15 protein-coding genes, 5 tRNA genes and 3 rRNA genes are annotated in these 20,805 nt (G+C 39.6%); 2 read left to right on the forward strand and 21 right to left on the reverse strand.

The annotated features are described in order from the left end of the window. The 9 genes from Q8X41_RS09565 to Q8X41_RS09605 all read right to left on the reverse strand — a co-directional run bounded on the left by Q8X41_RS09565 (position 1) and on the right by Q8X41_RS09605 (position 6,646). A tRNA-Glu gene (locus Q8X41_RS09565) sits at positions 1 to 75 on the reverse strand. A gap of 29 nt (positions 76 to 104) precedes the next feature. After that, positions 105 to 196 (reverse strand) — tRNA-Ser (locus Q8X41_RS09570). 7 nt (positions 197 to 203) lie between these two features. Then, positions 204 to 280 (reverse strand) — tRNA-Asn (locus tag Q8X41_RS09575). 15 nt (positions 281 to 295) lie between these two features. After that, a 5S ribosomal RNA gene (gene rrf, locus Q8X41_RS09580) occupies positions 296 to 412 on the reverse strand. A 162-nt stretch (positions 413 to 574) separates the two neighbouring features. Next, a 23S ribosomal RNA gene (locus Q8X41_RS09585) occupies positions 575 to 3,503 on the reverse strand. A 98-nt stretch (positions 3,504 to 3,601) separates the two neighbouring features. Then, a tRNA-Ala gene (locus Q8X41_RS09590) sits at positions 3,602 to 3,677 on the reverse strand. A gap of 14 nt (positions 3,678 to 3,691) precedes the next feature. Continuing rightward, positions 3,692 to 3,768, reverse strand: a tRNA-Ile gene (locus tag Q8X41_RS09595). A 104-nt stretch (positions 3,769 to 3,872) separates the two neighbouring features. Continuing rightward, positions 3,873 to 5,422, reverse strand: a 16S ribosomal RNA gene (locus Q8X41_RS09600). The 16S, 23S and 5S rRNA genes sit together here with 5 tRNA genes alongside, the layout of an rRNA operon. A gap of 348 nt (positions 5,423 to 5,770) precedes the next feature. After that, positions 5,771 to 6,646: a nucleotidyltransferase-like protein gene (locus Q8X41_RS09605; protein WP_397539991.1), complete on the reverse strand. Its 876-nt coding sequence runs from the start codon at positions 6,644 to 6,646 to the stop codon at positions 5,771 to 5,773. A gap of 131 nt (positions 6,647 to 6,777) precedes the next feature. On the opposite strand from Q8X41_RS09605, the gene Q8X41_RS09610 reads away from it, so the two are divergent. Then, positions 6,778 to 7,149, forward strand: coding sequence for a YgzB family protein (locus Q8X41_RS09610; protein WP_397539992.1), 372 nt, complete (start codon positions 6,778 to 6,780; stop codon positions 7,147 to 7,149). Between the two features lie 234 nt (positions 7,150 to 7,383). Here the strand turns inward: Q8X41_RS09610 and perR are convergent, their stop codons facing one another. The 3 genes from perR to bcp form a co-directional block, all read right to left on the reverse strand. Then, positions 7,384 to 7,827: a peroxide-responsive transcriptional repressor PerR gene (perR, locus tag Q8X41_RS09615; RefSeq protein ID WP_397539993.1), complete on the reverse strand. Its 444-nt coding sequence runs from the start codon at positions 7,825 to 7,827 to the stop codon at positions 7,384 to 7,386. 245 nt (positions 7,828 to 8,072) lie between these two features. Then, complete coding sequence (locus Q8X41_RS09620; RefSeq protein ID WP_397539994.1) at positions 8,073 to 9,017, reverse strand: D-2-hydroxyacid dehydrogenase; 945 nt, start codon at positions 9,015 to 9,017, stop codon at positions 8,073 to 8,075. Positions 9,018 to 9,020: 3 nt separating this feature from the next. Next, positions 9,021 to 9,494 (reverse strand): thioredoxin-dependent thiol peroxidase, encoded by a 474-nt coding sequence (gene bcp, locus Q8X41_RS09625; RefSeq protein ID WP_397539995.1) that lies wholly within the window; start codon positions 9,492 to 9,494, stop codon positions 9,021 to 9,023. A 276-nt stretch (positions 9,495 to 9,770) separates the two neighbouring features. On the opposite strand from bcp, the gene Q8X41_RS09630 reads away from it, so the two are divergent. Further along, complete coding sequence (locus Q8X41_RS09630; RefSeq protein WP_397539996.1) at positions 9,771 to 10,865, forward strand: aromatic acid exporter family protein; 1,095 nt, start codon at positions 9,771 to 9,773, stop codon at positions 10,863 to 10,865. Positions 10,866 to 10,915: 50 nt separating this feature from the next. On the opposite strand, the gene nikC is transcribed toward Q8X41_RS09630, so the two are convergent. The 9 genes from nikC to mutY form a co-directional block, all read right to left on the reverse strand. Continuing rightward, the gene (nikC, locus tag Q8X41_RS09635; protein ID WP_397539997.1) at positions 10,916 to 11,812 is read right to left on the reverse strand and encodes a nickel transporter permease; all 897 of its coding nucleotides are present in this window, start codon (positions 11,810 to 11,812) and stop codon (positions 10,916 to 10,918) included. A 15-nt stretch (positions 11,813 to 11,827) separates the two neighbouring features. Continuing rightward, on the reverse strand, positions 11,828 to 12,832 hold the full coding sequence (locus Q8X41_RS09640) for an ABC transporter permease (protein ID WP_397540237.1): 1,005 nt from the start codon (positions 12,830 to 12,832) through the stop codon (positions 11,828 to 11,830). Between the two features lie 158 nt (positions 12,833 to 12,990). Continuing rightward, positions 12,991 to 14,604 (reverse strand): ABC transporter substrate-binding protein, encoded by a 1,614-nt coding sequence (locus tag Q8X41_RS09645; protein ID WP_397539998.1) that lies wholly within the window; start codon positions 14,602 to 14,604, stop codon positions 12,991 to 12,993. 24 nt (positions 14,605 to 14,628) lie between these two features. Next, positions 14,629 to 15,618: an ABC transporter ATP-binding protein gene (locus Q8X41_RS09650; RefSeq protein WP_397539999.1), complete on the reverse strand. Its 990-nt coding sequence runs from the start codon at positions 15,616 to 15,618 to the stop codon at positions 14,629 to 14,631. After that, positions 15,590 to 16,612 (reverse strand): ABC transporter ATP-binding protein, encoded by a 1,023-nt coding sequence (locus Q8X41_RS09655; RefSeq protein ID WP_397540000.1) that lies wholly within the window; start codon positions 16,610 to 16,612, stop codon positions 15,590 to 15,592. Before Q8X41_RS09655 ends, Q8X41_RS09650 begins: the two co-directional genes overlap by 29 nt. A 182-nt stretch (positions 16,613 to 16,794) precedes the next feature. Then, positions 16,795 to 18,540 carry an ABC transporter ATP-binding protein gene (locus Q8X41_RS09660; protein WP_397540001.1) on the reverse strand — a complete coding sequence of 582 codons (1,746 nt, stop codon included), beginning with the start codon at positions 18,538 to 18,540 and terminating at the stop codon, positions 16,795 to 16,797. 129 nt (positions 18,541 to 18,669) lie between these two features. Then, positions 18,670 to 19,218: a DUF402 domain-containing protein gene (locus Q8X41_RS09665; protein ID WP_397540002.1), complete on the reverse strand. Its 549-nt coding sequence runs from the start codon at positions 19,216 to 19,218 to the stop codon at positions 18,670 to 18,672. 132 nt (positions 19,219 to 19,350) lie between these two features. Then, entirely contained in the window at positions 19,351 to 19,611 is a 261-nt protein-coding gene (locus Q8X41_RS09670; RefSeq protein ID WP_397540003.1) for a gamma-type small acid-soluble spore protein, read from the reverse strand. A gap of 59 nt (positions 19,612 to 19,670) precedes the next feature. Continuing rightward, positions 19,671 to 20,735: an A/G-specific adenine glycosylase gene (gene mutY / locus Q8X41_RS09675; RefSeq protein WP_397540004.1), complete on the reverse strand. Its 1,065-nt coding sequence runs from the start codon at positions 20,733 to 20,735 to the stop codon at positions 19,671 to 19,673. Between the last annotated feature and the right edge of the window lie 70 nt (positions 20,736 to 20,805).

Below are 20,805 nucleotides of genomic sequence, written 5' to 3' on the forward strand. Positions count from 1 at the left end.
TGGTGACCCCTACGAGATTCGAACTCGTGTTACCGCCGTGAAAGGGCGGTGTCTTAACCGCTTGACCAAGGGGCCATTTTTATAAGTTGGCTTTTAGGATTTTATGGCGGAGAGTAAGGGATTTGAACCCTTGAGACAGGGTTACCCGCCTACACGATTTCCAATCGTGCTCCTTCGGCCACTCGGACAACTCTCCATTAAAATGGCTCCGAAGGCAGGACTCGAACCTGCGACCCTCTGATTAACAGTCAGATGCTGCTACCAACTGAGCTACTTCGGAATAATAATATCAACAGCCTAGCAACTTCCTACTCTCGCAGGAGGACAGCCTCCAACTACAATCGGCGTTAAAGAGCTTAACTTCTGTGTTCGGCATGGGAACAGGTGTGACCTCTTTGCCATCATCACTAGACTATTTTGTTAAGGACAAGAATTATTATACCATGTTAGGAGAAAAAATCAAGTGTTTTTTCTATTTCAGAAAAGTTTTTTTCTTGATTCTGTGATTACTCATCACAGAAAATTCTTGTTCTTTCAAAACTGGATAAACTCTCATTGAAGTTCTTAAGAACTTTTGGTTAAGTCCTCGATCTATTAGTATTCGTCAGCTCCATGTGTCACCACACTTCCACCTCGAACCTATCTACCTTGTCGTCTTCAAGGGATCTTACTTACTTGCGTAATGGGAAATCTCATCTTGAGGGGGGCTTCATGCTTAGATGCTTTCAGCACTTATCCCGTCCACACATAGCTACCCAGCGATGCTCTTGGCAGAACAACTGGTACACCAGCGGTGTGTCCATCCCGGTCCTCTCGTACTAAGGACAGCTCCTCTCAAATTTCCTACGCCCACGACGGATAGGGACCGAACTGTCTCACGACGTTCTGAACCCAGCTCGCGTACCGCTTTAATGGGCGAACAGCCCAACCCTTGGGACCGACTACAGCCCCAGGATGCGATGAGCCGACATCGAGGTGCCAAACCTCCCCGTCGATGTGGACTCTTGGGGGAGATAAGCCTGTTATCCCCGGGGTAGCTTTTATCCGTTGAGCGATGGCCCTTCCATGCGGAACCACCGGATCACTAAGCCCGTCTTTCGACCCTGCTCGACTTGTAGGTCTCGCAGTCAAGCTCCCTTGTGCCTTTACACTCTACGAATGATTTCCAACCATTCTGAGGGAACCTTTGGGCGCCTCCGTTACTCTTTAGGAGGCGACCGCCCCAGTCAAACTGTCCGCCTGACACTGTCTCCTACCCCGCTAAGGGGTACGGGTTAGAATTTCAATACAGCTGGGGTAGTATCCCAAGGACGCCTCCACCGAAGCTGGCGCTCCGGTCTCTCTGGCTCCTACCTATCCTGTACAAGCTGTACCAAAATTCAATATCAGGCTACAGTAAAGCTCCACGGGGTCTTTCCGTCCTGTCGCGGGTAACCTGCATCTTCACAGGTACTATAATTTCACCGAGTCTCTCGTTGAGACAGTGCCCAGATCGTTACGCCTTTCGTGCGGGTCGGAACTTACCCGACAAGGAATTTCGCTACCTTAGGACCGTTATAGTTACGGCCGCCGTTTACTGGGGCTTCGGTTCTCACCTTCGCTTACGCTAAGCAATCCCCTTAACCTTCCAGCACCGGGCAGGCGTCAGCCCCTATACGTCACCTTACGGTTTTGCAGAGACCTGTGTTTTTGCTAAACAGTCGCCTGGGCCTATTCACTGCGGCTCTCTCGGGCTTGCACCCTACTAGAGCACCCCTTCTCCCGAAGTTACGGGGTCATTTTGCCGAGTTCCTTAACGAGAGTTCTCTCGCTCACCTTAGGATTCTCTCCTCGACTACCTGTGTCGGTTTGCGGTACGGGCACCTCCTACCTCGCTAGAGGCTTTTCTTGACAGTGTGAAATCAGGAACTTCGCTCATTCGAGCTCGCCATCATAGCTCAACGTTATAGAGAGCGGATTTGCCTACTCTCACGCCTTACTATTTAGACGCACATAACCAACAGTGCGCTTACCCTATCCTACTGTGTCCCCCCATTACTCAAATGGTAGGGAGGTGGTACAGGAATATCAACCTGTTATCCATCGCCTACGCCTATCGGCCTCGGCTTAGGTCCCGACTAACCCTGAGAGGACGAGCCTTCCTCAGGAAACCTTAGTCATTCGGTGGATGGGATTCTCACCCATCTTTCGCTACTCATACCGGCATTCTCACTTCTAAGCGCTCCACCAGTCCTTCCGGTCTGACTTCTCAGCACTTAGAACGCTCTCCTACCACAGACATCGTAGATGTCTATCCACAGCTTCGGTGAATTGTTTAGCCCCGATACATTTTCGGCGCAGCGTCACTCGACCAGTGAGCTATTACGCACTCTTTAAATGATGGCTGCTTCTGAGCCAACATCCTGGTTGTCTAAGCAACGCCACATCCTTTTCCACTTAACAATTACTTTGGGACCTTAGCTGGTGGTCTGGGCTGTTTCCCTTTTGACTACGGATCTTATCACTCGCAGTCTGACTCCCGTGCATAAATCACTGGCATTCGGAGTTTGTCTGAATTCGGTAATCCGGGATGGACCCCTAGTCCAAACAGTGCTCTACCTCCAGGATTCTCTATCACGAGGCTAGCCCTAAAGCTATTTCGGAGAGAACCAGCTATCTCCAGGTTCGATTGGAATTTCTCCGCTACCCACACCTCATCCCCGCACTTTTCAACGTGCGTGGGTTCGGGCCTCCAGTAAGTGTTACCTTACCTTCACCCTGGACATGGGTAGATCACCTGGTTTCGGGTCTACAACCACATACTCATTCGCCCTATTCAGACTCGCTTTCGCTACGGCTCCGTCTTTTCAACTTAACCTTGCATGTAATCGTAACTCGCCGGTTCATTCTACAAAAGGCACGCTATCACCCATTAACGGGCTCTAACTACTTGTAGGCACATGGTTTCAGGATCTCTTTCACTCCCCTCCCGGGGTGCTTTTCACCTTTCCCTCACGGTACTGGTTCACTATCGGTCACTAGAGAGTATTTAGCCTTGGGAGATGGTCCTCCCAGATTCCGACGGAATTTCACGTGTTCCGCCGTACTCAGGATCCACTCAGGAGAGAATGAACTTTTGACTACAGGACTGTTACCTTCTTTGGTGGGTCTTTCCAAACCGCTTCGTCTAACTCATTCCTTTGTAACTCCGTATTGAGTGTCCTACAACCCCAAGAGGCAAGCCTCTTGGTTTGGGCTCTTCCCGTTTCGCTCGCCGCTACTAAGGGAATCGAAATTTCTTTCTCTTCCTTCAGGTACTTAGATGTTTCAGTTCCCTGAGTCTGCCATCATGACGCTATGTATTCACGTCAAGATACTGTCCCATTACGAACAGTGGGTTCCCCCATTCGGAAATCTCCGGATCAAAGCTTACTTACAGCTCCCCGAAGCATATCGGTGTTAGTGCCGTCCTTCATCGGCTTCTAGTGCCAAGGCATCCGCCATGCGCCCTTAATAACTTAACCTATAAGTTATTAAGCCTAAAAAAATTAAAACTTAATATAAAAAATGTGTTACTTAAGAATTTCTTCAATGTCGTTTTATCCAGTTTTCAAAGAACAATTGGTGGAGCCTAGCGGGATCGAACCGCTGACCTCCTGCGTGCAAGGCAGGCGCTCTCCCAGCTGAGCTAAGGCCCCAAAAGAGAAATAAATGGTGGGCCTAAATGGACTCGAACCATCGACCTCACGCTTATCAGGCGTGCGCTCTAACCAGCTGAGCTATAGGCCCCTTTTGAGATTTATATAAAATTTTGAAAGCGATGAGCCTTCAAAACTGAACAGCAAGCGTTAATCGTATAAGTTCCAAGAACTTATTTCCGAAATATTCCTTAGAAAGGAGGTGATCCAGCCGCACCTTCCGATACGGCTACCTTGTTACGACTTCACCCCAATCATCTATCCCACCTTCGGCGGCTGGCTCCAAAAGGTTACCTCACCGACTTCGGGTGTTACAAACTCTCGTGGTGTGACGGGCGGTGTGTACAAGGCCCGGGAACGTATTCACCGCGGCATGCTGATCCGCGATTACTAGCGATTCCGGCTTCATGTAGGCGAGTTGCAGCCTACAATCCGAACTGAGAACGGTTTTATGAGATTAGCGTACTCTCGCGAGTTAGCGACTCTTTGTACCGTCCATTGTAGCACGTGTGTAGCCCAGGTCATAAGGGGCATGATGATTTGACGTCATCCCCACCTTCCTCCGGTTTGTCACCGGCAGTCACCTTAGAGTGCCCAACTGAATGATGGCAACTAAGATTAAGGGTTGCGCTCGTTGCGGGACTTAACCCAACATCTCACGACACGAGCTGACGACAACCATGCACCACCTGTCACCAATGTCCCCGAAGGGAAAACTCTATCTCTAGAGCGGTCACTGGGATGTCAAGACCTGGTAAGGTTCTTCGCGTTGCTTCGAATTAAACCACATGCTCCACCGCTTGTGCGGGCCCCCGTCAATTCCTTTGAGTTTCAACCTTGCGGTCGTACTCCCCAGGCGGAGTGCTTAATGCGTTAGCTGCAGCACTAAGGGGCGGAAACCCCCTAACACTTAGCACTCATCGTTTACGGCGTGGACTACCAGGGTATCTAATCCTGTTTGCTCCCCACGCTTTCGCGCCTCAGTGTCAGTTACAGACCAGACAGTCGCCTTCGCCACTGGTGTTCCTCCAAATCTCTACGCATTTCACCGCTACACTTGGAATTCCACTATCCTCTTCTGCACTCAAGTTCCCCAGTTTCCAATGACCCTCCACGGTTGAGCCGTGGGCTTTCACATCAGACTTAAGAAACCACCTGCGCGCGCTTTACGCCCAATAAATCCGGACAACGCTTGCCACCTACGTATTACCGCGGCTGCTGGCACGTAGTTAGCCGTGGCTTTCTAATAAGGTACCGTCAAGGTACGTTCATTTCCTAACGCACTTGTTCTTCCCTTACAACAGAGTTTTACGATCCGAAAACCTTCATCACTCACGCGGCGTTGCTCCATCAGACTTTCGTCCATTGTGGAAGATTCCCTACTGCTGCCTCCCGTAGGAGTTTGGGCCGTGTCTCAGTCCCAATGTGGCCGATCACCCTCTCAGGTCGGCTATGCATCGTTGCCTTGGTAGGCCGTTACCCCACCAACTAGCTAATGCACCGCGGGCCCATCCTGTAGTGACGCCCGAAAGCGCCTTTCAACATTTCACCATGAGGTAAAATGGATTATCCGGTATTAGCTCCGGTTTCCCGAAGTTATCCCAGTCTACAGGGCAGGTTGCCCACGTGTTACTCACCCGTCCGCCGCTAAATCAGAGGAGCAAGCTCCTCATCATTCGCTCGACTTGCATGTATTAGGCACGCCGCCAGCGTTCGTCCTGAGCCAGGATCAAACTCTCCATAAAAGTAAAGTTTGAAAGCTCATTAGCTTTGCTAGCGTATCATCTGTAAGATGATATCTATTTTTGCCCTTGTTACTAACTGAAGTTAGTAAACAAAGTTTATTGATTAACGTCTTGCTTGTTCAGTTTTCAAGGTTCATATCTCGTCGTCATCTTAACGACTTTTATATCTTATCACTTTCATTTCTTACTGTCAAGAACTTTTTTAAAAAAGTTTTTTAGTAGAAAATTTAGCGATTTACTTAGTACGTCTTAGCGACATTTAATATAATACAATAATTTATTTATGAATGTCAACACTTTTTGCGAAATAATTTCATCACCCATAAAAGCGCTGTAATCAATATACAACTATTTTGTAGATTGTTCAATTTTATAATGTCTATGGAAGATTTGATTACTCTTTGTTTCTACGCTTTCGGCTTGAATATATCCCTTACTAATTAGAAACTCAACGAACACTTCCAAATCCACAGAGTAGTTTTTCAATTCTTCTTGTTCATGCAACTCTTGAATTGTCCAATATTCCTTTTCAGACATTACTTTTAATATATGACGAGCTCCATCTGCCGTGCGTGAATGAATCAAGAACTCACTAGCTAAGAATAAAAGTTCTAATCTTTTATTAATAGGTTCTTCACTTGAAATCAGCTCTTCATATAATTTGTAAATCTCTGGATCAATTTGCTTTACTTGAGACCATACAGTAACTTCTGGATATAACCCCTTATCCAACACTGCTAATCGAGCTAAGTGATGTAATGACTCTACCACATGATTATAGGCATCTAAATAATTTGTTTCTTCAAAGCATACTTTACCTTCCAAATAATGACGAATTAGCTTTGCAAATTCAATGCCCATTTTGACGTTCCTACCATAGAAGGGAAAGTCCTTTAGATTTTGTTTTAGATTACTTACATACTCATTTCGATCAAATAATATTCTCCCAAATAAAAGCCAATCGATTAGTTTCTTATTTGTACCTATAAGTAACCATTTATGTAATTGCTTTTCAGTTATAATATGCATTGCTGCTTTTTGATCTTCAAATGTATAGTGTTTTGTATAGACTGGTACACGATTATCTTTTGTTATGATCAATAGGATTGTATCGAATGTATCAGTAATTGGACTGACATCTTCTCTTTTTTCTATAATAATAACCCCTAGTGTATTGGGCTGGCTTGCTCGTTCTTGGTATATTGGACGAAGTAATTGCTCCATTAGAATCCTCCTAGAATAAAATCTCTATATAATAATCTTTCGACAGTAAAATATGGATTCCTCTTTGAAGTTTCAAATCGTATTGCCTAACTATACTGTTTTTAGTATCCTGTAGTTTAGGAGGCTTACAAATGAAATCCAATAAGAAACCTTATAAAAGTAAAATTAACAAAATCCGTACTTTTGCTTTATCACTTATTTTTATCGGCTTTATCATCATGTATGGCGCCATTATCTTTAGGGAACATAAATGGTTGGTAGTTATTTTCATGACTCTTGGTGTGCTATGTATTATCGGTAGCACAATGGTTTATGCTTGGATTGGTTTTTTATCAACACAAGCCGTTCTAGTCGAATGTCCAAACTGTCATAAACACACAAAGGTGTTAGGCCGTGTAGATATGTGTATGTTTTGTAGCGAACCTTTAACATTGGACAAGTCATTAGAAGGAAAAGAATTCAATCAAGATTATAACAAAAACCTTAAGCATAAAGAATTATAAAGTGAAACATCCTGTTAATCAGAACGAATCGAGTTTTTACGGGCAGTTTTTTTATCAGAATATTCTCGTTTCCATTTATAACTACACTGCCCGTTCATACGGGGTATGAACCTCATTTCTACCTGAGGCGGGGTTTTTCAATACAAAATAACATAAGATAGTCTACCATAAAATTCTTAATAGAAAAAAGCTATACATCGGTATAATCACCATGTATAGCTTTTTTGCATTACATTATTGAAGCTTCGTTGCTTTTTCTGCACATTCAGGACATGTTCCGTATACTTCCAAACGGTGAGAGTTGACTTTAAAGCCTGTAACATGAGCCGCGAGATGTTCTACTTCATCAAGTCCAGGGTAATGGAAGTCTACGATTTTACCACATGATTCACAAATAATATGATAATGCTTGCTTGTTACAAAATCAAAACGGCTAGCGTTATCTCCATAAGTCAATTCTTTTACAAGACCTGATTCACGGAAAACACGTAAATTATTGTATACAGTAGCAACGCTCATATTAGGAAATTTATGCTCTAATGCTTTATAAATATCATCAGCAGTAGGATGTGACATTGATTCGATCAAGTATTCTAAAATCGCATGACGTTGAGGAGTAATCCTTACGCCAGTTGTCTTTAGCGTGTCAAGTGCACTTTTCAATTGCATTTCGGACATCGCCATGCACCTCACTTCATAAGTATTATTTATTTATAATCGTTATAATTAGTTTACTTAATAAGTGGTACAAATGTCAATAATTCTACCTATCGTTCGAGTGTTTTGTTCGCTTTTGAGCTATTGCTTCTTATTTCCAATTGAAAAACGACCGTAATTTGCCCTGTAAACGAATCATATTCTCATTAATTTTCTCAATTAAAGGGAAGTTAATGATAGTTTAGCCACTTAACAATAGAAAATAATTAGTATCCTTTTTGAGGATTGATGATATTTTCGAGTTGCTTGTCCCCTTTTAGCCATTTTTTCAAGTTTGGTTTAAACATATCGAAACTTCGTTCTAAATAACGAGAGGAATGACTAGAAACATGTGGTGACACTGTTATATTATCCATTGTCCAAAATGGATGATCTTTAGGCAAAGGCTCTTCTTCAAACACATCACATACTGCATATGCTATATCCTTTTGCAAAAGTGCTTCTTGTAATACATCTGTTGCTACCAAGTCACCCCGGCCAAAATTCATAAAGATCGCACTGTCTTTCATCACTTTAAAATGCTCAGCACCCAATAAATGATGTGTTTCTTTTGTGCTTGGTAATACTGAAATTACAATATCCGCTTCTGGTAAAACAGTCGTCAATTCATCAAACTTTATCATACCATTCATATAATCTGCGTTCTTACCAGAGCGATTACAACCAATTGTTTTAACACCAAAGCATTGGAGTATACGACCAATTTCTCCCCCAATAGCTCCCGGACCTAAAATCAGTGCTGTTGAATCCCGTAATTCTTTGGATTTAGATTTGCGATTCCATTCTGCATTTCTTTCCTTTTCATAAATCCATTGTAGTGAACGATTATATGCTAGAATATGTGCTATTACGGATTCTGCCATTGGTACTTTGTGAATGCCACGTACGTTTGAAACTGTAATCCCACGGTTTGCTATTTCACTTAATGGCATTTTTTCAAGTCCTGCTGAGAAAACCATAATCCATTGTAGCTGATTAGCAATTTCAATATGTCTTTCTGTCAAATCTTCACCATACGTGACTAAAATGTCTGCTGTTTTTAATATGTCTTCTTCTACTGAATTACGAAAGATAAAATCTTGCTCCGGAAACTCGTGTAATAGATCTTCTTTTAAATCAGGGCGAGGATCGAATGTAAAATAAATTCTCATGCTTTATTCCCCTTTTCTACGCAGATAATTTAACACTTCTTCGATATGATTTTTGACACGTACTTTACGCCATTCTTTTTCTACAATTCCCTCTTTGTTAATCAAAAAAGTAGAGCGTTCAATTCCCATATATTCGCGACCATACATTTTCTTTAATTTCCAAACGTCGTAAGCTTCTGCTACTTCGTGATTTGTATCAACCAGTAAAGAAAAAGGTAGTCCATGTTTTTCGATAAACTTAGCATGTTTGTTTTCATCATCGGGGCTTACACCCAAAATTACAGCATCTAAATCGGAAAAATCCTGATGAGCATCACGGAAATCACATGCTTCTGTTGTGCAGCCAGGAGTCATATCTTTAGGATAAAAATAGAGTACAACTGATTCCTTCCCATTAAAATCGGCTAATGAAACTGTTTCCCCCTTTTCATTGAGCAATGTAAACTTGGGTGCTTCTAATCCTTCTAACATTGTCATGATAAATCCTCCATTTCATATACTTACTAATATTGTAACAATTTATTTGATGTTCGGATGAATTTTTAACTACAATAAAGTCATACAATCTTTAGGTGCTCTTTTTTCCTGAGAAATAGTTAATCTAGTGAGATATTTTGATAGTTTTATCAACATCTAACCTATTTTCAATACGGAATGGATAAATATAAACAATATAGAGATATTGACCAATGATGCTTTATCGTTTAAAGTACCAGAATACAATATATAGAAAGTGAGGTTACCCATTTTCACATGAAATTAGGTGCCCGAATATTAAAAACGGGAGTCGCCATTGTATTGGCTTTATTTTTAGCAAAGGCATTACATTGCCCATCTCCTATATTTGCAGGAATCGCTGCTATTTTTGCAATGCAGCCTTCACTTTATCGATCGTATCGAACAATAATTGAACAAATTCAAGGGAATATCATTGGAGCAATTGTTGCCGTTGCTTTTGGTTCCATTTTTGGACATGAATATGTAGCTGTTGGATTAGCAGCAATTGTCACACTATCTGTAATGATTAAATTTAAACTTGAAGATAGTATATCGCTAGCCCTCGTTACGATGATTGTTATTATGGAAGTACAAGGCGAACAGTTTATGATGTTCGGCCTTATCCGTTTTGCTACAGTGATGATTGGTGTACTTGCGGCCTTTGCCGTCAATCTATTATTCCTTCCACCTCGATATGAAACGCGTCTTTATGCATCCATAAATATTTTACAGGACGATATTATTCGGTGGATTCGCTTGGCAGCTCGTCAAGCATCAGAGCATACTTCTACTAAACAATCGTTACGAACATTGAAACAGCGATACGAACGTATCAAGATTTTGTATAATCTGTACAAAGAAGAACGTGCATATTTTGGTAATAAGAAATTTGTAAAGGCTCGCAAACTAGTTGTTTATCGTCAAATGATCTTAACGACTAAAAAGAGTATTGAAGTATTAAATCGACTACATTTACATGAAAATGAAATGACCCATTTACCTGAACGTTTTCGTATTATGATACAAGAACGCTTAGATTATCTACTAACTTATCATGAACAGTTATTTTTGAAATATACCGGTAAATTAAAGCATGAGCATACAACCTGGGTTGGGAAAGAGGAATATTTACAACGCAATGAAGTAATGGATATATTCGCTCAACACATTGTATTAGCACATGAAGATGAAAATGAAGAAGAATTCTCAAGCTATCATCTACTGCATATTCTTTCTCGAATATTAGATTATGAAGAAAATCTAGAACATTTGGATACTTTGATAAAGGCATATCAAAGCCGTCATTCACATGAAATTTTAAAAGTAGAAATAGATGATCGTATTATGTAAGAAAAAACCTCCAATCGTCCTTAAGTTAGACGTATTGGAGGTTTTCTTCATTAGTTTTTCATTTTCGGGTCAAGGGCATCACGCAAACCATCACCCATTAGGTTGAAACCTAGTACTGTTAACATTATTGCTAAACCTGGGAAGATCATCGTCCATGGTGCATTGACTAAATAAATTCTAGCATCTGCCAGCATTTTGCCCCATTCTGGTTGAGGTGCCTGGGCCCCTAGTCCAAGGAAGCCAAGTGCTGCTGCTTCAATGATTGCAGATGCAATTGCAAGTGTGCCTTGTACAATAACCGGCGTCATGGAGTTTGGCAAAATATGCGAGAACAATATACGAAAATCCTTCATACCAATTGCCTTAGCTGCTGTAATATATTCCTCTTGTTTAATACTCAATACTTTTGAACGTATCAGTCTTCCGAAATTCGGAATGTTAATCACCGCAATTGCAATCAGAGCATTTGTTAAAGAAGGACCTAATACAGAAACAATTGCAATAGCTAAAAGAATGCTTGGAAACGCTAGTAAGATATCAAAAATACGTGAAATAATCGTGTCTACCCAGCGACCATAGTAACCCGCTATAATTCCTAAAATGCTACCAACTACAACAGAACCTATTACAGAAAAGAAACCGACCATTAAGGAAATTCTAGCTCCATGCACTACTCGAGAAAATATATCTCGACCAAAGTCATCTGTACCAAACCAATGATCAGTAGATGGTGCTTTTAAGCGATTACTTAATTGTTGCTCATTGATACCTTGCGGTGCAATGAGTGGACCAAATATTGCTAGTAAAATGAAGAAAGCCACAATACATGTTCCAATAAGCGCAATTTTATTTTTCTTAAAACTACGCCACGCTTCTTTCCATGGACCAGCCGCTTGTTCCTTTTGCGTCGTAAGATTTGATGGTACATTCGGTGCCATTTGAGACATATTGGACTCCTCCTTTTAGTTGTATTTAATCCTTGGATCAATAATGCTGTATAAAATATCGACAATTAAATTTATTAGTATGAAGATAAATGCTATAACTAAAATGCCTGATTGGATAACTGGATAATCGCGGAAACCAATCGCATCATAAATATACCGTCCGATTCCAGGCCAGCTGAAGATTGTTTCTGTTAATATAGCACCACCCAGTAACAAACCCATTTGCAAACCAATAACTGTTAACACAGGAATTATTGCATTTTTCAATGCATGTTTGTAAACTACCCAAAACATTTTTTGTCCCTTCGCACGAGCTGTACGAACATAATCTGAACGCATTACTTCAAGCATACTTGACCGTGTCATACGTGCGATAATAGCCATCGGAATCGTTGCTAAAGCAAGCGCTGGTAAAATTAAATGCTGAATGACCACGACTAGTTGATCAAAATGACCTTGGAGAATAGTATCTAATACATATAAGTATGTTATTGGATTAATAGGATTTCGTGCATCCTCACGTCCTGATGTAGGTAACATATCTAACTGAATTCCAAACACCCATTGTTCCATCAGTCCTAACCAGAAAATAGGCATCGATACTCCAATTAATGCAATAATCATTGCCGCATAGTCGAACCATGAATTTTGGAACCAAGCCGAAATGATCCCTGCATTTACCCCAATAATTACAGCTAAAATAATTGCACATAATGATAATTCTAATGTTGCCGCTAAATACGGCCAAAGCTCACTTGTAATCGGTACTTTTGTACGCATAGATTCCCCTAAATCACCTGTCAATAGATCTCCTAGATAGTGAAAATACTGCACGTACCACGGATTATCTAATCCTAGACTTGCTCGCATTGCTGCGACGGCTTCTTTCGTTGCCTGCTGACCTAAAATAACTTGCGCAGGATCTCCCGGAATTGCACGGATAATCAAAAACACGATAAACGTCATTCCGAGCAAAACAGGGATCAACTGTAATAACCTTCTACCGATATAGTGAAGCATACTCTCCACCTCTCCATCCTCTTGGTGTAAAATCATACTTTATAAAAACTCGCCTTCTACTAATGAAAGTAAAAGGCGATTATAATCCCCCATAAAGTAAGGTCAATCCTCACTATTTGAAGTTTCAATTTCGACTATGTTTAAATAGTAAGCTCTTCCTATTTAATATCTACTTTTGATAAAATATCAGAACCTGTTGGGTGTGGTAAGAAATCTACAATACCTTTTTTCCCTGCTAACAATGGTGTAGAGTAAGCAAGAGGTACCCATGGAGCTTCCTCTGAAAGGATGACTTGAGCTTTTTGGTATAGCTCATTACGTTTCTCCTTATCTACTTCAGTTTGTGCTTTCAATAATAATTTATGAGTTTCTTTGTTTTTAAAGAAAGTATAGTTATTACTTCCGATATTACTCTCATCTAATAATGTGTATAAGAAGTTATCCGCATCACCATTATCACCCGTCCATCCAAGTAAGAATGCATCCGCTTCTCCTTTAGCTGCTTTATCAAGATAAGTAGCCCATTCATATGAAACAATTTTCGCCTTCATACCTACATCAGCTAAATTCTTTTGAATTGCTTCTGCAATTTTTTGTCCATCCGGCATATATGGTCGTGGTACTGGCATTGCCCAAAGCTCAATTTGCTTACCATCATAGCCAGCTTCTTTCAATAAAGCTTTTGCTTTTTCGGGATTATATTCATAACCTTTTACCTCATCGTTGTATCCTTCAACTACTGGAGGCATTGGATTTTTCGCTATTTCTGCTTTTCCTTCATAGAATGCATCGATAATAGCTTGTTTATCAATTGCATAATTTACAGCTTGACGAACTTTTACATTATCAAATGGTGGGCGTGTAACTGTTAAACCTAGGTAACCAACATTCAAAGAAGGACGTTCGAAAATTTGTAATTTGTCATTACTTTTTATTGAAGCTACATCTGAAGGATTAACACCATCTGCTAAGTCAATTTCTCCAGTATTTAGCGCGTTTAGTCGAGCTGAGTTGTCTGGGATTGAACGGAATACAATTTTATCTAACTTTGGTAGTCCCTCTTTCCAGTAATCTGTATTCTTCTCAATCGTTACTGAATCATTACGTTTCCAAGATACAAATTTGAATGGACCAGTACCTACTGGATTATCCCCAAACTTGTCTCCTTCTTTTTCAAATGCAGTTGGACTTGCAATACCAAATGGGCTCATAGCAAGGTTTTTCAAAAATGGTGCTTGTGGTCGATTTAGAGTCATCACTATTTTGTAATCGCCATCTGCTTTCACGTCTTTAATAACGGCCTCTTTATCTCCTTTGAAGCCCCCAAACATCGAAGCAAAGTAAGGGAATTTTTTAGCATTTCCACTCATCCAACGATCGAAGTTTTTTACAACAGCTTCTGCATTAAAGTCTGTTCCATCTTGGAATTTAACACCTTCTTGTAGATCGAATGTGTATGTTAATCCATCCTTGGAACCTTCCCATTTTGTCGCAAGACCAGGCTGTAAAGTTGTATCTTGCTCGCCAAAGTTAATTAATGTTTCGAAAATGTTTTGTGTTACTTTAAATGATTCACCATCGGTTACTGTGATAGGATCAAGTGATACCGAGTCTCCCCCACGCCCGAATACTAAAGTCTTTTCTTTTTTACTATCACCAGTGTTCGTGTTACTTTCTGTGCCATCTTTTTTATCAGATGAACAAGCAGCAAGTAATGTTGACAATACAAGAACTAGCAATAAACCTACTGACAATAACCTCTTTTTCTTCATTCAATAACCCCCATGTTTGAATTTTTATTTATCATTGTTGTACTGCTCATCATAGAGATGGCAGGCAACAGAATGACCTTTCTCCACTTCTACTAACTGCGGTACAACAGATGCACAAACCTCCGTTTTAAACGGGCATCTTGTATGGAATGTACAACCTGTAGGAGGATTCGATGGACTAGGAATATCCCCCGTCAGTAGAATCTGTTCCCTTGTGAAATCTGGATCTGGCACAGGTACTGCTGAGAGCAATGCCTTCGCATAAGGATGCAGAGGATTGCGATAAAGTTGTTCACTTTCAGCAAGTTCAACTATTTTCCCTAAATACATGACCCCTACGCGATCACTAATATGTCGTACTACCCCTAGATCATGTGCAATAAAGATATATGTGAGTTTTAAATCCTTTTGCAAGTCTTGCATCAGATTTAAAACTTGTGCTTGAATTGATACATCTAAAGCAGATACAGGTTCATCAGCAATGATTAGTTTCGGATTTGTCATTAGCGCTCGAGCAATTCCGACCCGTTGTCTTTGTCCGCCACTGAATTGATGAGGGTAACGTTTAGCATGGTAACTTGACAACCCTACAATTTCTAACAATTCATTTACTCTTCTTTTACGCTCCTTTGCATCCCCTATCCCGTGTACAATCAATGGTTCTTCTAGGATTTTCCCTATTGAATGTCGCGGATTCAAAGAAGCATATGGATCTTGAAAGACCATTTGTATTTCTCTTCGTGCTTTACGCATCTCCACATTAGATAATTTAGCTAAATCTTTTCCTTCAAATTCGATCGAGCCCTCTGTTGGATCTAACAATCGCATAATCATTCGGCCAGTTGTCGATTTTCCGCAGCCGGACTCACCAACAATACCTAGCGTTTCTCCTTCATTCACATAGAAAGACACATCATCTACTGCCTTTACGCTACCTTGCTCTTTGCCAAGAACACCTTTACGGATAGGAAAGTATTTCTTTAAATTATTTACTTTCAATAGCGGTTCTGTCATCGATAGATGCCTCCTTTCCTTCATGTAAGAAGCATCGGGTTTTATGTACATCAGATGTCTGATACAATTCTGGGGTTTCTTGTGTACAACGATCAAATGCAAATTCACAACGTGCAGCAAAACGGCAACCTTGCTTTATTGTACCTGGCTTTGGTACATTTCCTGGAATTGAATAAAGTCGTTGTTTTTTATATCTCATATCAGGGACAGATTGGATCAGTCCTTTTGTATAAGGATGCTCGGGGTTTTTGAAAATAACATCAACAGGACCTTCTTCTACAATTTGTCCACTATACATCACTACAACTCTTTCACATGTTTCTGCAACAACACCTAAATCATGCGTGATCAGCATAACTGCTGTATTTAGTCGCTCATTTAAATCCTTCATCAATTGTAAAATTTGTGCTTGAATCGTTACATCAAGAGCTGTAGTAGGCTCATCCGCTATTAAAATTTTAGGATCGCATACTAAAGCCATTGCAATCATGACACGTTGACGCATTCCTCCAGATAATTGATGTGGATATTCTTTTAATAACTCTTCCGCTCTTGGGAGCCCTACTAATTTCATCATTTCTACAGCACGTGCAGAAGCCTTTTTCTTTGACCAGCCTTTGCGATGAATTAAAATAGCTTCTGTTAACTGATTACCAATGGTAAACAACGGATTCAATGAAGTCATAGGCTCTTGGAAAATCATTGCAATTTCTTTCCCTCTAATTTTCCGCAAATCTTTTTGTGAATATTCCGTTAAATCTACTCCTTCTAATAGTATACGTCCATTTGTAATTTTCCCTGGTGGAGATGGTACCAGCCCCATAATGGAAAGTGAGGTTACACTTTTACCACAACCAGATTCACCTACAATCCCAAGAATCTCTCCCTCTTTTAGAGAAAAATCGATATGATCGACAGCTGAAATAGCCCCATCATCCGTAAAAAACGTTGTCTCAAGTCCTTTAACCTGCAAAAGGTCTTTTCGATGATTCATTGTTTTCACTCCTTTAAGAGCCATATTTTCTATTTAATTCACCTTTCTTAATTCTATTATTATTTATATATGAATTGCAACATATTTCAGATTATTCAATAAATTGTTTATGTTATAGAAAAAATATAAGACTTCTCTTTAATAGAGAAGTCTTATAACTTTACTTACATAATATGTTAGGATTAATCTAACTTTTGAACTTGGAACAAATCATGATAAATACCATTTTGATTCATCAACGAATCATGTGTACCCTGTTCTTTCAATTCACCATGATCAATGACCAAAATCTGATCTGCATGTGTAATAGTAGATAAACGGTGTGCTACAATCACCGTCGTTCGATTATGTGCAAGACGTTCAAGGGATTCTTGAATCAATGCTTCACTTTCTAAATCTAATGCAGATGTTGCTTCGTCTAAAATGAGAATTGGTGGATTCTTCAAGAACACACGAGCTATAGCAACACGTTGTTTTTGACCACCGGAAAGTTTGACTCCACGTTCCCCTACCTTTGTATCATAGCCTTCAGGTAATGACATGATAAAGTCATGCGCATTGGCAGCCTTTGCAGCAACAATTACCTCATCATCTGAAGCTTGTGGATTCCCCATCATTATATTGGATTTCACTGAATCACTAAATAAAATATTATCCTGTAATACTATCCCAATCTGTGAACGTAACGATTCAATTGTTGCATTTCGAACATCAACGCCATCTACTTTGACTGCACCTTCAATTACATCATAGAATCGAGGAATCAAACTAATAATAGTAGATTTACCTCCCCCACTCATTCCGACAAGTGCTACTGTTTGTCCAGAAGAAATGTTGAAGTTGATGTTTTTTAGAACATCTCTGCCTTCTTCTCCATAATGGAATGTCACATTTTCAAAATCAATTTTCCCTTTTACCTGAGATAATGACTTCGCATCTGGAACATCTTCAATATCATATTTTTCATCAAACAATTCAAACATACGATCCATTGAAGCAACTGCTTGAGTCAAGGTCGTAGATGCATTAACAAGACGACGTAAGGGGTTATATAAACTGTCGATATAAGCGACAAAAGCAGCCATTGTCCCTACTGAAAGATGGCCATTAATAACTTGGTATCCTGCATATCCAACTACCACTAACGGTGCAATACCCGTAATTGTATTAACTACAGCAAATGTTTTTGCATTCCAACGTGTTTGTTCCAATGCTTTATCCAAGAATTTCCCATTAGTTTCAGCAAATATTTGTTGCTCATGAGTTTCAAGTGTAAAACTTTTTATAATACTCATACCTTGCACACGTTCATGTAAATAGCTTTGTACACCTGCAAGTGCTTTCGAACGTTCTCTTGTTAATGATCTTAAACGAGCAAAAAAATAGCGTACACTAATCGCATAAAATGGAAATGCGATTAATGAAACCAATGTTAACTTCACATCTAATTTCAGCATAATGCCAATTGCTATTAAAATCGTACATAAGTCAATCCAAACATTCATCAACCCTGTCATAACAAACTCTTTTGTTTGCTCAACATCATTGATCACACGAGATATTACATCTCCTACACGATTATTTGCGTAGAATTTCAAACCTAGTCTTTGTAAATGCGCATATAGTTTTTGACGGATGTCGTACAGAATTTTATTGCTCAATCTTTGCGCAAAATATTGACGATAGTATTCAACTGGTGGTCGGATGATAAAGAATAATACCACTGTTCCTCCGAGCCAGTAAAATAATTCTTTTGTTTTCTGATCATTTGATAGATGATCTGCACCGATAATATCATCAATTACTATTTTAATCAGTACTGGTGTAAAAAGTGGAATGGCAAATTTAATAACACCAAGAATGAAAGTAAGAAAAATGTCAAATCGATAAGGTTTAACGAAGCGCAAATAGCGTTTCATACTCCCCATTTCAAATCACGTTCCTTTCCAAGTGAAAGGAGCTGCCCAAAGCTACTTTCGGGCAACTCCTTTGCGATTTCCGATAAGTGTGAAGGGATGTCCCATAAGTGCATTTACGCACTTGTGAGGCATCCCAAGTTACTCATCGTTTTCGTGTAGCTGTCTTTGGAATTCATAACGACTTGTCCATGCTTCGATAAAATCAGGAGCAAATGGACCTCTCCGTTGTTGAATCCAACTGATTAGTTTATCTACATTAGACTTTAGGATATTGTCAATTACAGGTGGATAACCCATAGCCTTTTTATGTTGCTCATACTCATCTTCATCAAGTAATGTGTAAGACATATCTGGAAAGACTTTGATATCTAAATCATAGTCAATATATTTTACTGCATTATGATCAAATACAAATGGTGAACTCATATTACAGTAGTAATATACTCCGTCTTCTCTTAACATACAAATAATATTGAACCAGTGCTCTGCGTGAAAATAACAAATTGATGGTTCTCGTGTAACCCAAGTACGTCCATCTGACTCTATAACGAGCGTTCTTTCATTCGCACCGATTACTATATTTTTGGTAGCCTTTAAAACCATTGTTTCCTGCCAAACTCGGTGGATATTGCCGTTGTGCTTGTAACTATGTATTTGTATGATTTCCCCTTCTAACGGAATTGCCATTCAAAAGCCCACCTTTTTAACAAACACTCCTAAATGAGCGTTCTTTTGTAACATTATAACAATCCTAGCGGAAAACTTGTAGCAAAAAATTGGTGAAGGTACAAATCCTTCACCAATTAGGGAATTTCTTAATTAAAAATTGTTTTGTTGATTTTGTTGAGCATATTTACCTGAAGCTTGAGCTTTATTTTGCTCTGCTTGTTGGATTTGTTTTTTTACCTCATTTAAACTTGTTTCAGAACCAAACTCTTCAGCAGCTGATTGACCAAATTGACCAGAAGCTTGTTGTTTGTTTTTTTCAGCTTGTTGGTTTTGTTTTGCTACTTCTTGCAAGTTTGTCTCTGAACCAAATTCTGTACTAGCGTTTTTTGAATTGGAAAAATTCTTCTTCATTGAATATCACCTCCACGCAATATAATTTGTGCATCGAGGCTTTTTTTATACTCTGTGATTTAAAATTCTTCTTTGTAGTACTGCCAAACCTTTTGCATCGGTACTGGCATAGGTAATTCTTTCATTTCTTCAATTGAAAACCAGGCACTGTTTTCAGGTGTATCTCCTTTTTGTTTTACACCAATAATATAACTGTCCATATGCCAAACAAGGTGTGAGAAAACATGTTTGAATGTTAAAAGTTTTTCACGATTAATAAGTTCCACTTGATAAGTAGTTGCAAGTAGTGATTCATTTGTATGTGTTTCTTTGCTATTTTGTTCAATCATTGGAAATTGCCACATATTCGCAAGTAACCCTTTATCAGGTCTTTTTTCTAATAGGAATTGGCCTTTCTCATTCTGTACCACAAACATATCATAATAGAGACTTTTTGTTTTTACTTTTTTCGTTTTGATTGGCAGTTCTTCAGGATTTCCTTCATTGTATGCTGTACAAAATTCTCTTACTGGACAGAGCAAACATTTTGGAGAAGTAGGCGTACACACTAATGCGCCTAATTCCATTAATCCTTGGTTAAACTCTGATGGGTGCTCTGTATCAATTAGCTCCATTACAGCATTTTCAAATATTTTTTTGGTTTTGGGTAATGCGATATCTTCGCCTATTAATAGTACTCGACTAAGCACTCTCATAACATTGCCATCAACTGCATGTTCAGCCCTATTATAGGCAATACTTAATACTGCACCTGCAGTATATGGACCGACTCCTTTAAGTTTTGAAATTTCAGGACGGTTATCTGGAACTTTACCACCATAGTTTTCGACTACTTCACGAACACCAGCTTGTAAATTACGTGCTCTTGAATAATATCCAAGACCTTCCCATTGCTTTAATAATTTTTCTTCAGGAGCTTCAGCTAATATCTCAGGTGTTGGAAACTCTTTCATAAATCGATTATAGTATGGTATTACCGTATCTACTCTAGTTTGTTGAAGCATTACTTCTGATACCCAAATCTTATAAGGGTCTTTAGTCTTTCTCCAAGGTAAATCTCTTTTTTCTTTTTGAAACCATTCGACTAATGCTTGTTGAAATTGTTTTTTATATTGATAGTACATCGATTTTCTCCTAATTTATTTCGATTTTATTTCACATAAAAAATGGGTATTATAGTGTAAACTAGTCCAT

The organism is Rummeliibacillus pycnus (assembly GCF_044359855.1).
In the GTDB taxonomy this organism is placed as follows: Bacteria; Bacillota; Bacilli; order Bacillales_A; family Planococcaceae; genus Rummeliibacillus; species Rummeliibacillus pycnus_A.

Excerpts from the sequence above, each read along its gene's own strand:
- Q8X41_RS09605 (WP_397539991.1), bottom strand. The coding sequence starts at position 6,646 with ATGGAGCAATTACTTCGTCCAATATACCAAGAACGAGCAAGCCAGCCC.
- Q8X41_RS09610 (WP_397539992.1), top strand. The coding sequence starts at position 6,778 with ATGAAATCCAATAAGAAACCTTATAAAAGTAAAATTAACAAAATCCGT.
- perR (WP_397539993.1), bottom strand. The coding sequence starts at position 7,827 with ATGTCCGAAATGCAATTGAAAAGTGCACTTGACACGCTAAAGACAACT.
- Q8X41_RS09620 (WP_397539994.1), bottom strand. The coding sequence starts at position 9,017 with ATGAGAATTTATTTTACATTCGATCCTCGCCCTGATTTAAAAGAAGAT.
- bcp (WP_397539995.1), bottom strand. The coding sequence starts at position 9,494 with ATGACAATGTTAGAAGGATTAGAAGCACCCAAGTTTACATTGCTCAAT.
- Q8X41_RS09630 (WP_397539996.1), top strand. The coding sequence starts at position 9,771 with ATGAAATTAGGTGCCCGAATATTAAAAACGGGAGTCGCCATTGTATTG.
- nikC (WP_397539997.1), bottom strand. The coding sequence starts at position 11,812 with ATGTCTCAAATGGCACCGAATGTACCATCAAATCTTACGACGCAAAAG.
- Q8X41_RS09640 (WP_397540237.1), bottom strand. The coding sequence starts at position 12,832 with ATGCTTCACTATATCGGTAGAAGGTTATTACAGTTGATCCCTGTTTTG.
- Q8X41_RS09645 (WP_397539998.1), bottom strand. The coding sequence starts at position 14,604 with ATGAAGAAAAAGAGGTTATTGTCAGTAGGTTTATTGCTAGTTCTTGTA.
- Q8X41_RS09650 (WP_397539999.1), bottom strand. The coding sequence starts at position 15,618 with ATGACAGAACCGCTATTGAAAGTAAATAATTTAAAGAAATACTTTCCT.
- Q8X41_RS09655 (WP_397540000.1), bottom strand. The coding sequence starts at position 16,612 with ATGAATCATCGAAAAGACCTTTTGCAGGTTAAAGGACTTGAGACAACG.
- Q8X41_RS09660 (WP_397540001.1), bottom strand. The coding sequence starts at position 18,540 with ATGGGGAGTATGAAACGCTATTTGCGCTTCGTTAAACCTTATCGATTT.
- Q8X41_RS09665 (WP_397540002.1), bottom strand. The coding sequence starts at position 19,218 with ATGGCAATTCCGTTAGAAGGGGAAATCATACAAATACATAGTTACAAG.
- Q8X41_RS09670 (WP_397540003.1), bottom strand. The coding sequence starts at position 19,611 with ATGAAGAAGAATTTTTCCAATTCAAAAAACGCTAGTACAGAATTTGGT.
- mutY (WP_397540004.1), bottom strand. The coding sequence starts at position 20,735 with ATGTACTATCAATATAAAAAACAATTTCAACAAGCATTAGTCGAATGG.